Genomic DNA, 14,389 nt, shown 5'->3' with positions numbered 1-14,389 from the left:
CAACGCCGGCCCCGCTCAGCCCAACTCCGGGTGCGCCTGAGCGCGAACCGCCGCGAACTGCTGCCGCACCGCCCGTCCCACGGCCACGTCCTCCCCCGGGTCGACGGTGACCGAGTCCCGCAGCGGCCACTGCGGTGGCGTCGTGCTGCCCGCCAGGGCCCATGCGGCCTGGCGCGCAGCGCCGATCGCGGCGTAGTCGGCCGGCGCCGGGATCACCACCGGCACGCCCAGCAGCAGCGGCGCGATGGCCTGCACCGCGGGCAGCCGCCCGGCCGAGCCGGTCAGGAACACCCGGCGGACCGCGACCCCCCGGTCGCGCAGCACGTCCAACGCGTCCGCCAGCCCGCACAGCATCCCCTCGACCGCGGCCCTGGCCAGGTGCTCGGGCCGCATCGAGTCGACCCGCAGCCCGGCCAGCGTCCCGGCCGCGTGCGGCAGCGCGGGCGTGTGCTCGCCGTCCAGGTAGGGCAGCAGCACCAGCCCGTACGAGCCGGGGGTGCTGCGCAGCGCCAGCTCGCTCAGCCCGGCCGCGTCGGTGCGCAGCAGCTCGGCGGTGGCCTGCAGCACCCGGGCCGCGTTCAACGTGGTCACCTGCGGCAGGTGCCGTCCGGTGGCGTCGGCGAGCGCGGTGATCGTGCCGTCCGGGTCGACCAGCGGCTTGTCGTGGACGGCGTGGACGGTGCCGTTGCTGCCCAGCGACACCACGGCGTCGCCCTGGTCCAGGCCCAGGCCGAGCGCGGTGGCCATGGCGGCGCCGGTCCCGGCGGAGATCAGCAGGCCCTCGGGGCTGTGCCCGGCGGCCTCGGCCGGGCCGAGCACGCTCGGTACGGCGGGCTCGTGGCCGAGCGCGAGGGCGAGCAGGTCGCCGCGGTAGCGGCCGGTCGCGGGGGACCAGTAGCCGGTGCTGGAGGCGTCGCCGCGGTCGGTGGTGCGGCGGGCCGGGTGGCCCAGCAGCTGCCAGACCAGCCAGTCGTGCGGCAGCAGCACCTCGGCGACGCGCTTGGCGTTCTGCGGCTCGGCCTCGGCCAGCCAGCGCAGCTTGGCGACGGTGGAACCGGCCGTGGGCACCGAGCCGACCGCCTCGGTCCAGGCGCCGGGCCCGCCCAGCTCGGCCAGCAGCTGCGCGGCGGCGCGACCGGCCCGCGGGTCGTGCCGCAGCAGCGCGGGGCGGACCAGCACGCCGCCGGCGTCCTGGGCGATCAGGCCCTGCTGCTGGGCGCTGACCCCGATCGCGCGGACGCCTTCGAGGATCCCGCCCTCGGCGGCGGCGCCGAGCGAGCGGAGCCAGGACTGCGGGTCGATCTCGGCGGTCGCGCTTCCGGCGGCGGTCGCGCCGGGGTGCGGTGCGCGGTTCTCCCGGAGGATCGCGCCGGTGTCGCTGTCACAGACAACGATCTTGGTGTTCTGGGACGAGCAGTCGATGCCAGCCGAAATCGCCATGTTACGAGATCATGCCGCACCGGCCCGCCGTGTGTGCTGCCCGGCACCGGATTCCGCTGCGCCCGGCACGATTTCCCTCAGCGGGAGGCTTTCCCGGGCGTCCCGCCCTGCCCCGGCGAGGCCTTCCCGGGCACCCGTCCCGCCCCTGCGTCCTATCGGGTGCTGCTGCCCCAGGCGTCGGTGCTCTCGGCGCCGACCCGGTCCCGCAGGTAGGGGACGCGGTCGGTGACGGAGGAGGGGATCCGGTCGCCGACCTTGCCGACCACCGCGTCCGCGGCCTTCCCGGCCGCGGTCCCGGCCGCCTGCTTGGCGTTCCTGGTGGCCGACTGCACCGTGGGGGCCTGCGCGAGGTCGTGGGCGGCCTTGCTGAGCTGCTCGTAGCGCTCCCGCCCGGCGCGGGTGCCGAGCACGTAGCCGAGTGCCAGTCCGGCGATGAACGTGAGCTTGCGCATGAGCGCCTCCATGTCGTGGTCCTGCTGCGGAGCCTAGGGCGGTCGGCTCGCGGTCGCGCGGCTGCCGCGCCGGACCGGCCCGGGGTCCGGCCCTGTTCGCGGGACGCCTACCCTGCCCCGGACCGCCCGAACCGGCGCCCGCGGGGCGGCCGGGGACCGGTGGATCTATGGATTGGCGGAACACCCCCCTGGGTGCGCTAATGTATGACCCGCAGCTAGCGCCGCCCACAGCTCGACGGAGCCGGGTCCGCGAAGCCGCACCTTCCCCCATAGCTCAATTGGCAGAGCAGCCGACTGTTAATCGGCAGGTTATTGGTTCGAGTCCAATTGGGGGAGCTGCCGGGCATCGTCCCGGCTGGTGAACGATCCTCCATAGCTCAATTGGCAGAGCAGCCGACTGTTAATCGGCAGGTTATTGGTTCGAGTCCAATTGGAGGAGCTCCGCACAAGGGCCCCGACCTAGGTCGGGGCCCTTGTCGTCGTACGGTGTGTTTTACGGGATCGGGGAGGGGCGCGGGAGATGACGCAGGCTCAGCTGATCGAGGCGGCGCTGGCACTGGTGGTGCTGGTGGCCGGCGCCCTGGGAGTGGACCGCAGACGCCGGGGCGGCTCCTCACGCCGTCCCACCGGCGGCGACCGCACCGGCGGTCGGCCGCGGGGCTCCCGTCCCGGCTCGGGTCCGCGGCCCGGAAGCCGTTCGGGGCCCCGTCCCGGACCGCGCCCCGGCGGGCGGGGGAGCCGTCCGGCCGCGGAGCCGAACCGCCGGGACCGCCGGGCCCCGTCCCGGCTGCCCGAGCCGCGCGAGATCTGGTGGGCCGAGGTGCCGTTCGAGGACGGCCCCGGCGCCAAGGACCGGCCCTGCCTGGTGCTGCACCGGGGCGCGGACACGGTGACCGTCCTGAAGATCACCAGCAAGCACCACGCCGAGCGTCCCGGCGTGCTCCCGCTGCCGCCCGGCACGGTCGGCGACCGCGAGCACCGGGCCAGCTGGCTGGAGACCGACGAGGCCCGCGAGGTCCCGCTGGACGGCTTCCGCCGCCGCGTGGGCACAGTGGACGCGGGCCTCTGGACCCGGGTCCAGAAGTCCCTGACCTGAGCTGACCCGCTGCCTTGACCTGGAGCGCGCTCCAGCCAGCAGACTCCTTCGCACGGCCCCCGGAACGGCGGCCGGAAACGGAGGAACCAGCATGGAATACCGCATGATCGGAACGGCTCCGGCGACCCGTCGCGAGGTCAGCGTGCTCAGCCTGGGCGCGATGCTGTTCGGGACCTACACCGACGAGCGGACCTCGTTCGCGATCCTCGACCGCTACGTCGAGGCCGGCGGCACCTTCATCGACACGTCGGACAACTACGCCTTCTGGTACGACGACAGCCAGGGCGGCGCGAGCGAGGAACTCCTCGGCCGCTGGCGCCGCAGCCGCGGCGTCGGGGACGAGATCGTCATCGCCACCAAGCTGGGCGCCCGTCCGCTCGCCCCCGGCACCGGCTTCGTGGACAACCCCGAGGGGCTGTCCGCGAAGGTGATCCGCGAGTCGGCCGAACGCAGCCGCGAGCGCCTCGGCCTGGACCGGCTGCCGCTGCTCTACGCGCACATCGAGGACCCGACCGTCCCGCTCCAGGAGACCGTCGAGGGCTTCGCCGCGCTGGTCGAGGAGGGCACGGTGGGCCTGCTCGGGGCAAGCAACCACTGGTCCTGGCGGGTCGAACGGGCCCGCAACCTGGCCGCCGCGGCCGGTCTGCCCGGCTACGAGGTGCTGCAGTACCGCCACAGCTACCTCCGCCCGCGCGGCGACCGGCCGGGCATGCTCTCGGTGGACGGCGACCAGGGCCTGGTCGGCGCCGAGCTGCTCAGCTACGTCCGTGACGACCCGTCACTGGCGCTGGTCGCCTACTCCCCGCTGCTGGGCGGCGGCTACACCCGCACCGACAAGCCGCTCGGCGCGGGCTACGACCACCCGGGCACCCCGGCCCGGCTGGCCGCCCTGCGCGAGGTCGCGGCCGAGACCGGGGCGACCGTCAACCAGGTCGTCCTGTCCTGGCTGATCGGGGCGGACGTCCCGTCCGTCCCGCTGGTGGGCGCCTCTTCGGTGGCCCAACTGGACGAGAGCCTGGCCGCCGTGGAGCTGAAGCTGACCCCCGACCAGCGCACCCGCCTCGACGCGGCGGGCTGAGCAGCCCGCGGCGGGCTGAGCAGCCGGAGCGGGCTGAGCAACCGGAGCGCGGGGTGGGACCGTCACCAGGCGACGGTCTCACCCAGGTAGTCGAGGAACTGGAGCCCGCCCCGGCCGTGCCGGGCGTCGATGACGCCGACGAGCTTGGGGATGCTCTCCTCGACGGTGAGCCGCGCGTTCGGTCCGCCGAGCTCGGTCTTCACCCAGCCCGGGGCCATCAGCAGCAGCGTCCGCGGGTCGTCGCGGTGCCGGGCGGCGTAGCTGCGCATCAGCTGGTTGAGTGCGGACTTGCTGGCGCGGTAGATCTCGAAGCCGCCGCGTTCGTTGTTGGCGACGCTGCCCTGACCGGAGGACATGATCGCGATCGTGCCGGCGGGCCGGACCAGGTCCTCGAACGCCTCGATGACGCGCATCGGGCTGAGCGCGTTGGTGACCATGATCCGGGAGAACTGGTCGGTGCTGACGTCGGCGGGGGTCTCGTGCTCGGCGTTGGTGACGCCCGCGACGACGAACAGCAGGTCGAACCGGCGTCCGCCCAGCCGCTCGTGAAGGCCGGCGACCTGCTCCGGGACGGTGATGTCGACGGTCTCGATCTCCAGCCGGTCGGCGAGCGGGCCCGAGAGATCGTGCAGAGCGGTGCGTCCGGGCCCGCGCACGGTGGCGACGACCTGCGCCCCCGCGGCGAGGTACTCCTCGGCGATCGCGAGGCCGAGGCCCCGCGACGCACCGATCAGCAGGACGGTGTTGTGCGGCGTGGTCGATGCGGTCGATGCCATGAGGGTGTCTGAATCCTTTGCTGCGGCACGGTTCTGTTCGGTCCGGCTCGGTTCGAGGTGGCTGAGGGACTCGCTGCCCCCGGAGAACCTCCCCCGTCCCTCCCTCGTCAACACGCAGCCCGGCACCCAGCCGCGGCATCGGTCAGCCACTGGTCGACGGCGGGTCAGATACCTTCGACGGGTTGGCTGCGGAGCATGCTCGCTGATCCGATCAACTGGGATCGCTCCAATTGATCCAGCACATCGTCGATCGTGGCGGCCATCTTGCGCCGACTGTTGACGATCTCAACGACACACCCGTAAACGACACGGCCGTTCATATCGATCAGATCCATGACGAAGTCGTCAGCAGTCTTCCGTTCGATCCCCCACTCGGCCAGGTAGTCGGGCGGGAAGTGCTTGCCGTTGTCGGTGACGATCACCTGCGCGCTTGCCTTGATCGCTGCCGCCAGGACGTGCCTGTCGTCCGGATCGGGGAGCTTGAGCCCTTCGATCAACGGCTCGTAGTTGGTGACGGTGCAGTCGCGCACGGCTGCGTTCATGAGGCGCCGCAACCTCGCCCGCTTCTCGTCGTCCGCGATCCCGTTACGGCGGAGTGCGGCTTCCACCTCGTCCAGGATCTGCTCGGTCCACTTGGCTTGGACGATCCCCTGCTGAGCCAAGCGGATGAGCAGATCCCGCACCGTGTTCGGGTAGAGCACGTTCGAGTCGTACAGGACGACGAAGGCCATGTCAGAGCAGCCCCATGTCCTCGTCGAAGGCGGCGAGGGAGTCGGCTGCGTCCTTGCGCTCGCTGTCATCCCGCCGCTTGTATCCCATGACGTCGTTGAACTTGATGCGGCGATGACGCCCGACCAGTTCGAAGGGGATCTCCCCCTTCTCCAGCAGATTGATCAGGTAGGGCCGGGAAACGTTGAGCATGTCAGCGGCGACCTGTGTGGAAACGATGGCGTTGACGGGCATGATCTGCACGCCTTGGCCGTTGGCGAGGGTGGCGAGCATCGCCGCGAACATCTCTACGGTGGGGCGTGGCAGAACGAGGGGATCGTGGGAGCCGACCTCTCCAAGGATGGAGATGTCCGTGGTGGTGTCCGTGGTGTGCGCGAGGTAGTCACGGATCCTACGCAGGGCACGTTCGGCGCTCTGGGCGTCGACGGTGCCTGGTGCGATCTTGCGGCCTTCCGTGGCGGTTGCCATGGTGATGCCTCCTTGGCTTCCCAGTATAGTCGCAGTATCCGAAGCATTCGCATTATTCGCAACGCCTTCCCGGGTAACGATCGCGGGACGCGCTCCGACGCCTCGTCCCACCCGATCGCATGAAGGGCTCGACCGCTGATCCAGGGCTGTTCCGCCTGATTGCACGCCGACTCGGGACAGGCCCGCAGGACTGCCTCTACGTTGGCGACGGCGGCGGTGGCGAACTCACCGGCGCATCCGACTGCGGCATGCGGGCGTTCGTGCTGCGGGCCGCTGACTGGGCCGTGAACGAAGCCCACGCACGCGAGGACGACTGGGCCGGCCCCGCCCTATTCCCACTGACTGACGTTCTGTCTCTCATCCCCGTCGGCGCAGACGGCCCCTGACCCGTCCTGACGGACGAGTGTTGTACGGGGCTCCGCAGTGAAGCGGTGCGGGGGAGTGCGGCCAGTGCAGGGCGTCACTTCTCCGGCACGGTCCATTCCTCGGGCACGGTCATCCCGCCGGGCGTGTAGTCGATCAAGACGGGGCGTGCCGCGGCCGGAACCGGAAACACGATCTTCCCTCGCAGGCAGCGGCCGGGCTGGACGGTCGAGTCGCCCATGGGGAACGCGGGCTTGGGGAAGTTGTCGTAGCCGGTGCCGGAGGGCTTGATCCGGGTGCCGTCGGAGTAGGTGAGGGTCCAGTCGGTGTCGGCCACGGGGATGGGCGCGGTGGACTGCGGGTTGCTGCACACCTTCACGTCGAGCGAGGCCCATATGTCGCCGCGGGACGACGGGCCGAAGGCGTCTTCCGGGGTGGGTCCGTCGACGGCGATGTGCTGTTGGTAGCTCAGGACCGTGGTGGCGCCGCTGACGGTGCCGGTGTCGCCCTGCTGCCAGGGCCAGGCGGTGCCGATCTTCATCAGCGGATCGGCGGCTGCCGCTGACGCGGGTGTGTCCGAGGTGGGGGCCGCGGGTCCGGCGGGGACGCCCGGCGGTCGGCTGCTGGCGTGGTCGCCGTTGCTGACCGCCCGGTGCGGGCCGGTGCAGCCCGCCAGCGCCAGCGCGAGCAGAGCCAGGACCGTGGCTGCGGTGGTGCCGGCTCGCATACGCGTCCCCTTGGAGTACTTGAGCCGCCAGCCTTCCAGGCTCGCAACGGTGACGTGCCCGGTGTTGCCAAACGGTTACCGCACGGACCAGACCCCGGCTCCCGGCCGTAGAACAGGCACCCCGATGACACGGCTCGGCCGGTCTCCATTCAGAGCCCGTCCCCTGCACCTGCAGGCGGCGGGGCTTCCGTCGCCTGCAGCACGTTGGGGTCGCAAGTTTCCGCATACCCATGGCACGGACGACAACGGAGCGTGCAAGCTCGGTCACAGCACTCCTCCCGACGAGAGAGGCACAGCCATGGCACTGCACAAGCTCGGCAAGGACCCCGAGAGCCCCAACAACGGCAGCCCCACCGTCTACCTCGACGACGTGACCGACACCTACCTACTGCAGGGCGGGAAGGTCACGGACCCCGAGCGGCTTGCCCAGCTCGCCATCCCCGACCACGAGACCGTGATCGAATTCCCCCGACGCATGATGCAGTTCTTCCCGGAGGTCAACGGTGGCGGCGGCGTTTGAAGATCTGTTCCGCTCAGCACGGCTGACTGCCGTGCACCTGGAGATGCGTGACGGCTACGGTCGTGACGCGGACTTCGAGGAGTGGAACAGCGGGCATCGTTTCGACCCGGCTGAGCGGTGGCATTCGTGGTTCGACCTCATGGTGCAGACCACGATCCGAGGCGTTGAGGTACGCAGGGCCAGGATCGTCTCCGAGCCGATCAGCGACTACATCCGCTTCGAGTACGACGTCACCAGCGGCCACAACGTCAAGTCGGGTGAGCAGGTGCGGTGGCTGCCTCGGCGTCAGGCCTCCGATCTGGCGCTGCCGGGTAACGACTACTGGCTGTTCGACGGCGAGACGGTGCTGTTCAACCACTTCGCCGGTGACGGCACGATGACGGGCGAGGAACTGGTCACCGACGCCAGGACCGTAGCGCTGTGCACAGAGGCGTTCGAGGCTGTCTGGCAACGCGCGATCCCCCACGAGGACTTCCGTCCCGCCTGAGAATCGGCAAGCTGATCACGTGTCATCCTCCAGTGTTACCCGTGCACGGGAAGCTCTCGGCCAGCGCCTGCGCGAGATCCGGAAGGACTCGGGTCTGACCGCGCGGGCGCTGGCTGAGTTGTGTTCCTGGCACGAGTCGAAGTGCTCCCGCATCGAGCACGGCAGGGTGACCCCCTCCGACGCCGACCTGCGGGCCTGGGCGCTGAACTGCGGCGTCGCGGGCCAGGCCGCCGATCTGATCGCCACCGCCCGCGGCATCGACGGCATGTACGTCGAGTGGCGGCGGATGGAGAGCTCGGGTCTCAAGCGCGCTCAGGAGTCCGTGCTGCCGCTCTGGGAACGCACCCGGCGGTTCCGGGCCTACTCCTCCTGGCTGATCCCGGGACCATTGCAGACCAGGCCCTACATCGAGGCGCTGCTGTCCGCGATCCGCGACCGGCGCGAGGTCCCTGACGACCTGGACGCCGCGGTTCAGGTCCGCATCGACAAGCAGCAGATTCTTCGCCGGGGCGGGCACCGCTTCGCTCTGCTGCTGGAGGAGAGCGTGCTCCGGCACCGGATCGGGACTGAGGCCGCTATGGCCGAACAACTGGGCCACCTGCTGTCGGTGGCGTCACTGCCGGCCGTAAGCCTGGGCATTGTCCCGTTCGCTGCGGACCGGTCTGCGTTGTGGCCCGTTGAAGACTTCTGGATCTTCGACGATACGCAGGTGAACGTCGAGCTGGTTTCCGCGTACCTCACGATCTCTCAGCCCCACGAGATCAGGATGTACGTCGACACCTTCGCGGCGTTGTCCCGGCAAGCCGTGTTCGGGGGCGACGCACGACGGCTGATCGGTGGGGCGATCCAGGCCCTCGGATGAACGCGCGCAAGTTCTCGCACACTCGTTGAGGCCGGAAACCGCCGCTCCCTACCGTCGGTGACATGGCGGACACAGCATCAGGCGACGCTCTCGCCTTACCCGTTGACGGTCAACTCCTGGCCCGGCTTCGCGGCGTGGCCTGCATCACCTGCGGCAGCACCGACGGCCCGCTGGCTCCGGCCGGGCACCGGTACACCACCACCTGCCTGGGCGGCCGTCTCGGCTGGGCCGTGGTCGCCTGCCCTGCGCACACCGAGGCTGCGGCGTGAGCGTGGATGGGGCCGGGCTCGACGCCGCTCTGATGCCCGGCCGCCCGTTCGCACGCACCGTGCCGACCCACGCCCTGCAGATCCTCGGGAGCGTTGCCGAGGTGCCACGGTGATGCCGGTGTCCGCCGCCCACGGCTACCCGGCGGACTACCTGCAGTCCGAATGCCTGGTCGGCCACAAGGACCCCGGCTTCGTCCACGGGTGCCGCACCTGCCCCTACCCCGGCTACCAGCACCCGGTGCTCGGATGGCAGCCGAGGCCCTGCGCCTGCCCGCACCACGACCACACCACGGAGGAGGCAACGACATGATCGAGATCCCGCCCCCTGAAGGCGCCACCAAGGCCGGGTACTGCGGCGGCTGCGACCGCTGGACGCCGAACGCGCGCGTGGTGGCCGAGATCCACGGCGACACCGGCTGCGGCGGCACCGTCCTGCGCTGCACCGACTGCGACACCAAGGCAAAGGCCCGACTCGCGAAGTAGCGCCCCCCGCCCGCCCGGCCGCCGGCGCTGTGGAAGACCAGCAGCCAGGCGGGACACCACCGTCCGGGTGGGTCACGCGCTCCCCCCAGCGCACCCGGACGGTGCCCAACCGCCGTCCGCGCCCGTGAAGCGAACGCCTGCGGAGGCCACGGGCACGGGCGGCAGCCGGACCCTAACGAGGTCCCGGCACCCTGGCCCCGCCGACGGGCTCGCATGCGTCGGCGGGGCCAGTGGAAGCTACTTCAGCGCCCATCGACAACCTTCCTCGGCGTCCATCTGGGCGAGGAGCACGATGGCTCGGATGTAGGCCTGGGCGAAGTCGTCCGTGGCGCTCATGCGGGTCATGCGGTCTCCCTGCCGCTCGATAGATGCTGGAGTGCTACCCAGGGAGTTCCGAGGGAGTCACGTCACCCAACCGTGGGCGTGGCGACGCCCGCAATCGAGGCCCTGGTCACCGTTCGGCAACATTCATCACATTGCTTTCACATCCCTGGAACGCTGAGCAACCCAACCAGCACCCAGGGAGACCAGCGCTATGAACTACCCGCCCCAGCAAGGACCGCCTACCGCCTACATGCCCCCGCCACCCGAGCCGAAGAAGAGCAAGAAGGCCGCCGGGTGCCTCGGCATCGGCTGCGGCGGATTAGTCCTCATCGCCGTCATCGGAGGCATCGCAGCAGCCGTCAGCGGAGGCGGGAAGAGCGGCAGCAGCAGTACCACCGTCGCGGCCGGCCCGGCGCAAGCCACCACCGAGGCAGCCGCACCGGCCGCAAGCAAAGCCGCCGCCCCCAAGAAGGCCGCCACCCCGGACACCGTGACGTACATCGTCACCGGCACCAGCAACGCCGACGTCCAATACGGGACGGCCGGGTCCACAACCCAGGGCCACGTGCCACTGAAGGTCACGAAGAAGCTCGGCAACCCCCTCTACTACTCGATCTCCGCCCAGCTTCAGGGCTCCGGCAAGGTCACCTGCAAGATCGAGGTGAACGGGAAGGCGATCAGCACCGCGACCGCGTCCGGCGGCTACAACATCGCGATGTGCGAGATGTCGAAGGACCCGCTCAGCGGCGACTGGACAGACACCAACCAAGGCTGACCCGCCCCACGGCCCCGTACTGGTGCGACCGGGCGGGGCCGAGGTGCGTCCTGGTGCGTCCGGTCGCTATCAGGCCGAGTTCGCGTCGATGACTGCTTTCGCCTTGCCGAACACCGTCACCTCGTTCGACGGGACGCCATGGACACCGAGGAGGGGGGTCAACTGCTGCCCGAAGCCCTGGCCCGACTCGAAGAGCTGAAGCTCGGCGACATGACCCGCATCGGCCGACTCCGCTTCATGGGCGCCTGTCGGCTGTACGGCTTCCTGGAGGGCAACGTGTTCCACGTCCTGTGGTGGGACCCGAATCACGAGATCTGGCCCTACGAGAAGGAGCACAGCTGATCGGCGCCCGCCCTCCTCCTCATGCCGAAAGTTAACGTCGAGAGCCCCCGCTGCCTGCAACCGCAGGTGGCGGGGGCTTCTTGTCGTGGATCAGCATTCCGGGGTCGCAATCTGGCCACTGTGGCCGAGTGACGATGTCTTGACGGGGAGTCACCAAATGGGGAGGGTGTGCAAGAACGCGAAAGAGCCTTGATCAAGGAGGGCACCATGGCGCTACTGTTCATTGGCGTTGACCCGAGCACTGGTGACGGCGACTCGCCCACCGTCTGGGTCGACCCGGACACCAAGCGGATCTTCGTTCAGGGGTGGAAGCCCAGCACCGAGGACCGACAGAAGGTGTACGAGAACCCCGCACCCCGGCACGCTCCCGGGATTCCCGACCATGAGGACGTCATCTGTATCCCGGCCCGCATGGTGCCGATCCTCCGAAAGGCATGTGATGTCGCAGAAGGACTGGACTGAGCCGTTCCGGCAGGCCCGGTACTCCGCTGTCCACTTGGAGATGCGCGACTCCTACGCTGTTGCTGCCGAGGCCGAGCGTTTCGCCGCCTGGCGCGAGACCGGCACGGTCGACGTAGAGGCGGATGCGGTAGAGCACCGGCAGGTATGGATGGCCCTGGTGCGGGAGATGGTCGCCCGCGGGGTGATCGTGCGCCGAGCCCGGATCATCTCCGAGCCGGTCACGGACTACATCCGCTGGGAGCACGCCATCACAGCCGCCAACCTCGGAGCCGGCGAGCAGGTCAGCTGGCTGCCGCGCCGTAGCGCCGCCGACCTGGCGCTGCCCGGCACCGACTTCTGGCTGTTCGACGATGACCTGGTCCGATTCGGGCACTTCACCGGCGATGGTGACCTAGCCGGCCATGAGGTTCGGACTGAGTCCCACGTCCTGAAGCTCTGCCGGGAGTCGTTCGACCAGGTCTGGGACCGGGCGACACCCCATGAGGACTACGAGATCCACTGAACCGGTACTGAGCGCGAGCCCATGTCCAGATCACCTTTCTCCAGCGCTCAGCAGGCCCGCGAGCGGGTTGCGGCACGGCTCCGTGAACTGCGACTCGACGCAGGCCTGACTGGCGATGCCCTGTCCGTCAAATGCGGGTGGAGCCCGGCGAAGTCCTCGCGGGTGGAGCACGCCAAGGCAGCCCCGTCCGACGCAGACATCCGGGCCTGGTGCACGGCCTGTGGCCAACCTGAGCAGGCCGAAGACCTGATCGCCGCGAACCGTCAGGTCGACCACCTGTACGTCGAGTGGCGGCGCCAGCAGCGCACCGGCCTGAGCCGCCTCCAGGATGCCCTGCTGCCGGTCTACGAGCAGTCCCGCGTCCTGCGCGCCTACTCCTCCAGCATGGTCCCCGGGCTGCTGCAGACCCCGGAGTACGCCACGGCGCTGCTCACCGCGATCACGGCGTTCCGGGACATCCCGAACGACGTCGAGCAGGCCGTCGCCTCCCGCGCGAAGCGGGCCCGGATCCTGTACGAGGGCAGCCACCGAGTAGTCATCCTGATCGACGAGGCGGTACTGAGGCGCACGTTCGGCGGCCGGGAAGCAATGACTGGCCAGCTCGCTCACCTGCTCGACCTACTGAGGCTGCCTTCGCTGGCCCTGGGCATCATCCCGCTCGGATCGGTCTGGGAGACCGTCTGGCTCCTGGAGACCTTCCACATCTTCGACTCGTCACTGGTCTCCATCGAGACGCTGTCCGCGTACATCCGCATCACGGAGCAGAACGAGATCGAGCTCTACGAGAAGGCGTTCGTTGAGATGGGCCGCATGGCCGTCTACGGGCCACCGGCGCGAGCCTTGATCGAGAGCGCAATCGACGCCCTACAGTGATTCGCGCGCAAGAAAGCGTAAGAACGTAGAGGCCGAATCCCGGTCGTCCCTACCGTCGGTGACATGGCGGATACGGCGACAGCATCGACGCTCACCCTGCCGGTGGACGACGCATTACTGGTCCGCCTGCACGGCACGGCGTGCATCACCTGCGGCACCACCACCGGGCCCCTGTACGGCGCCGGCCATGTGTACACCGCGGTCGCCGCCGGCCAGGACGGCTGCCTCGGCTGGGCTGTCGTCGCCTGCCCCGAGCACCTGGCGGCGGCATGAACGGGGAGACGGCCAAGATCGAGGGCAGCGCCAAGATGACGACCGCCTACGTCACCCCGGAGTGCCGTGTCGGCCATGAGCACCCCGGCTTCCGGCATGGCTGCCCGTCCTGCCGCGCCCCCGGCTACCAGCACCCGGTGTTGGGCTGGATGCCCGTGCCGTGCGCCTGCACCTGCCACACCGAGGAGGCTGCGTCGTGACGCCCGAGGAGATCCCGCTGGGCGCTACCGCTCCCGGGTCGTGTTGCCGTTGCGGGGCGTGGTCGGCGGTGGCCCAGGTCGTGGTCGAGATCCATGGCGACTCCGGACCCGGTGCGACGGTCGTGCGATGCCCGGACGGGTGCGCCAAGTCCGTAGTGCCCCGTGGGGAACGTACCCGCACGTATCCCCGCTGAGACTCCCGCCCGGCCGCTGCCAGTGCCGCCCCGGCCGGGCGGGGCACCACGCCGTCTGGGTGTCCCTGCCCCCCAGGCCTCCCGGACGGTGCCAGACCACCGCCCGCACCTGTGAATCCTGGGGAGGCCGCCGGTGCGGGCGGTACCGAACAGGCCCTGACGGGGTGAGGGGGCGCCGTCAGGGCCTTCCCCTTGCGCGAGGAGAGCCGTGGACTTCGACGAGACCGACGAGGAACTGCTCGACGGGTGGCCCGAGCCATTGCCCGCAGCCCTGGACGTTCTCGGCCCGTGCCCGCCGTGGTGCGCTGGCCGGCCCCACCTGGAGAACACCTCCGAGTATGCCTGCGACCAGGCCCACGAGTCCGAGCGGCTGAAGTTCCAGGCCGAGCTGGCAAGCGGTCAGGTGGCGATCTCGGGTGACGCGCAGATCGTCTGGGTGCCGTTCTCGGAGCTACCCGGCGGGGATGTGCCCTATGTGGGCCTGCGGTGGGATGAAGGCTTCGACCGTCTGGGGCCCGGTGACGTCCTCGCGGTCGCCGACGGCATCGAGGCGTGGGCCGGGCAGCTCCGGGTGATCGCCGAACGGCTGCGCGGGATCCGTGCGGGAGAGCTACCCGATCAGGGAACCTCGTCTCCCAGAGTTGACCCACCGTAAGCCGTGCGGAGGGAGTGGTGACCATGATCGCTCAGCACT

At 70.1% G+C, this 14,389-nt stretch carries 22 protein-coding genes and 2 tRNA genes; 18 read left to right on the top strand and 6 right to left on the bottom strand.

What is annotated here, in order from left to right:
* Positions 1–15 precede the first annotated feature (15 nt).
* Both ACEZDE_RS07075 and ACEZDE_RS07070 read right to left on the bottom strand, forming a co-directional pair.
* Positions 16–1,440, bottom strand: a complete 1,425-nt coding sequence (locus tag ACEZDE_RS07075) for an FGGY family carbohydrate kinase (protein ID WP_380533609.1) — start codon at positions 1,438–1,440, stop codon at positions 16–18.
* 152 nt (positions 1,441–1,592) lie between these two features.
* Positions 1,593–1,892 carry a YtxH domain-containing protein gene (locus ACEZDE_RS07070; protein ID WP_380533607.1) on the bottom strand — a complete coding sequence of 100 codons (300 nt, stop codon included), beginning with the start codon at positions 1,890–1,892 and terminating at the stop codon, positions 1,593–1,595.
* Positions 1,893–2,155: 263 nt separating this feature from the next.
* On the opposite strand from ACEZDE_RS07070, the gene ACEZDE_RS07065 reads away from it, so the two are divergent.
* The 4 genes from ACEZDE_RS07065 to ACEZDE_RS07050 all read left to right on the top strand — a co-directional run bounded on the left by ACEZDE_RS07065 (position 2,156) and on the right by ACEZDE_RS07050 (position 4,066).
* Positions 2,156–2,228 (top strand) — tRNA-Asn (locus ACEZDE_RS07065).
* Between the two features lie 30 nt (positions 2,229–2,258).
* Positions 2,259–2,331 (top strand) — tRNA-Asn (locus tag ACEZDE_RS07060).
* Between the two features lie 81 nt (positions 2,332–2,412).
* Entirely contained in the window at positions 2,413–2,988 is a 576-nt protein-coding gene (locus ACEZDE_RS07055) for a type II toxin-antitoxin system PemK/MazF family toxin (protein WP_380533605.1), read from the top strand.
* Between the two features lie 91 nt (positions 2,989–3,079).
* Complete coding sequence (locus ACEZDE_RS07050) at positions 3,080–4,066, top strand: aldo/keto reductase (RefSeq protein WP_380533603.1); 987 nt, start codon at positions 3,080–3,082, stop codon at positions 4,064–4,066.
* A gap of 62 nt (positions 4,067–4,128) precedes the next feature.
* On the opposite strand, the gene ACEZDE_RS07045 is transcribed toward ACEZDE_RS07050, so the two are convergent.
* From ACEZDE_RS07045 to ACEZDE_RS07030, 4 genes are all read right to left on the bottom strand, one after another.
* Positions 4,129–4,842, bottom strand: a complete 714-nt coding sequence (locus ACEZDE_RS07045; RefSeq protein WP_380533601.1) for an SDR family oxidoreductase — start codon at positions 4,840–4,842, stop codon at positions 4,129–4,131.
* 164 nt (positions 4,843–5,006) lie between these two features.
* Positions 5,007–5,573 (bottom strand): PIN domain-containing protein, encoded by a 567-nt coding sequence (locus ACEZDE_RS07040; RefSeq protein WP_380533599.1) that lies wholly within the window; start codon positions 5,571–5,573, stop codon positions 5,007–5,009.
* Position 5,574: 1 nt separating this feature from the next.
* A complete protein-coding gene (locus tag ACEZDE_RS07035) occupies positions 5,575–6,039 on the bottom strand; it encodes an excisionase family DNA-binding protein (protein WP_380533597.1) in 465 nt (154 codons plus the stop codon).
* 460 nt (positions 6,040–6,499) lie between these two features.
* The gene (locus ACEZDE_RS07030; RefSeq protein ID WP_380533595.1) at positions 6,500–7,129 is read right to left on the bottom strand and encodes a hypothetical protein; all 630 of its coding nucleotides are present in this window, start codon (positions 7,127–7,129) and stop codon (positions 6,500–6,502) included.
* Positions 7,130–7,427: 298 nt separating this feature from the next.
* Here ACEZDE_RS07030 and ACEZDE_RS07025 point away from each other — a divergent pair, with 298 nt between their 5' ends.
* From ACEZDE_RS07025 to ACEZDE_RS06960, 14 genes are all read left to right on the top strand, one after another.
* Complete coding sequence (locus ACEZDE_RS07025; protein WP_380533593.1) at positions 7,428–7,649, top strand: hypothetical protein; 222 nt, start codon at positions 7,428–7,430, stop codon at positions 7,647–7,649.
* Positions 7,633–8,136: a DUF6879 family protein gene (locus ACEZDE_RS07020; RefSeq protein ID WP_380533591.1), complete on the top strand. Its 504-nt coding sequence runs from the start codon at positions 7,633–7,635 to the stop codon at positions 8,134–8,136. Before ACEZDE_RS07025 ends, ACEZDE_RS07020 begins: the two co-directional genes overlap by 17 nt.
* A 19-nt stretch (positions 8,137–8,155) precedes the next feature.
* Positions 8,156–8,998, top strand: coding sequence for a helix-turn-helix domain-containing protein (locus tag ACEZDE_RS07015; protein ID WP_380533589.1), 843 nt, complete (start codon positions 8,156–8,158; stop codon positions 8,996–8,998).
* Between the two features lie 62 nt (positions 8,999–9,060).
* Positions 9,061–9,267, top strand: a complete 207-nt coding sequence (locus ACEZDE_RS07010; protein ID WP_380533587.1) for a hypothetical protein — start codon at positions 9,061–9,063, stop codon at positions 9,265–9,267.
* A gap of 112 nt (positions 9,268–9,379) precedes the next feature.
* Entirely contained in the window at positions 9,380–9,577 is a 198-nt protein-coding gene (locus ACEZDE_RS07005) for a hypothetical protein (protein WP_380533585.1), read from the top strand.
* Entirely contained in the window at positions 9,574–9,750 is a 177-nt protein-coding gene (locus ACEZDE_RS07000; protein ID WP_380533583.1) for a hypothetical protein, read from the top strand. The genes ACEZDE_RS07005 and ACEZDE_RS07000 overlap by 4 nt, the downstream gene beginning before the upstream one ends.
* 535 nt (positions 9,751–10,285) lie before the next feature.
* Positions 10,286–10,849 carry a hypothetical protein gene (locus ACEZDE_RS06995; RefSeq protein ID WP_380533582.1) on the top strand — a complete coding sequence of 188 codons (564 nt, stop codon included), beginning with the start codon at positions 10,286–10,288 and terminating at the stop codon, positions 10,847–10,849.
* 138 nt (positions 10,850–10,987) lie between these two features.
* Positions 10,988–11,191, top strand: coding sequence for a hypothetical protein (locus ACEZDE_RS06990; protein ID WP_380533581.1), 204 nt, complete (start codon positions 10,988–10,990; stop codon positions 11,189–11,191).
* 207 nt (positions 11,192–11,398) lie between these two features.
* Positions 11,399–11,653 (top strand): hypothetical protein, encoded by a 255-nt coding sequence (locus tag ACEZDE_RS06985; protein ID WP_380533579.1) that lies wholly within the window; start codon positions 11,399–11,401, stop codon positions 11,651–11,653.
* Complete coding sequence (locus ACEZDE_RS06980; protein ID WP_380533578.1) at positions 11,631–12,155, top strand: DUF6879 family protein; 525 nt, start codon at positions 11,631–11,633, stop codon at positions 12,153–12,155. Before ACEZDE_RS06985 ends, ACEZDE_RS06980 begins: the two co-directional genes overlap by 23 nt.
* 21 nt (positions 12,156–12,176) lie before the next feature.
* Positions 12,177–13,028, top strand: a complete 852-nt coding sequence (locus ACEZDE_RS06975; RefSeq protein WP_380533576.1) for a helix-turn-helix domain-containing protein — start codon at positions 12,177–12,179, stop codon at positions 13,026–13,028.
* Between the two features lie 63 nt (positions 13,029–13,091).
* A complete protein-coding gene (locus ACEZDE_RS06970) occupies positions 13,092–13,301 on the top strand; it encodes a hypothetical protein (RefSeq protein WP_380533574.1) in 210 nt (69 codons plus the stop codon).
* Positions 13,298–13,501: a hypothetical protein gene (locus tag ACEZDE_RS06965; RefSeq protein ID WP_380533573.1), complete on the top strand. Its 204-nt coding sequence runs from the start codon at positions 13,298–13,300 to the stop codon at positions 13,499–13,501. The genes ACEZDE_RS06970 and ACEZDE_RS06965 overlap by 4 nt, the downstream gene beginning before the upstream one ends.
* A gap of 402 nt (positions 13,502–13,903) precedes the next feature.
* Entirely contained in the window at positions 13,904–14,350 is a 447-nt protein-coding gene (locus ACEZDE_RS06960) for a DUF6907 domain-containing protein (RefSeq protein WP_380533571.1), read from the top strand.
* The last annotated feature ends 39 nt before the right edge of the window (positions 14,351–14,389 follow it).

This window comes from Streptacidiphilus cavernicola, from assembly GCF_042510955.1.
GTDB classification, from domain to species: domain Bacteria; phylum Actinomycetota; class Actinomycetes; order Streptomycetales; family Streptomycetaceae; genus Streptacidiphilus; species Streptacidiphilus cavernicola.
Note: the sequence above shows the minus strand (reverse complement) of the source record. Positions and strands in the feature narration are given on the sequence as shown.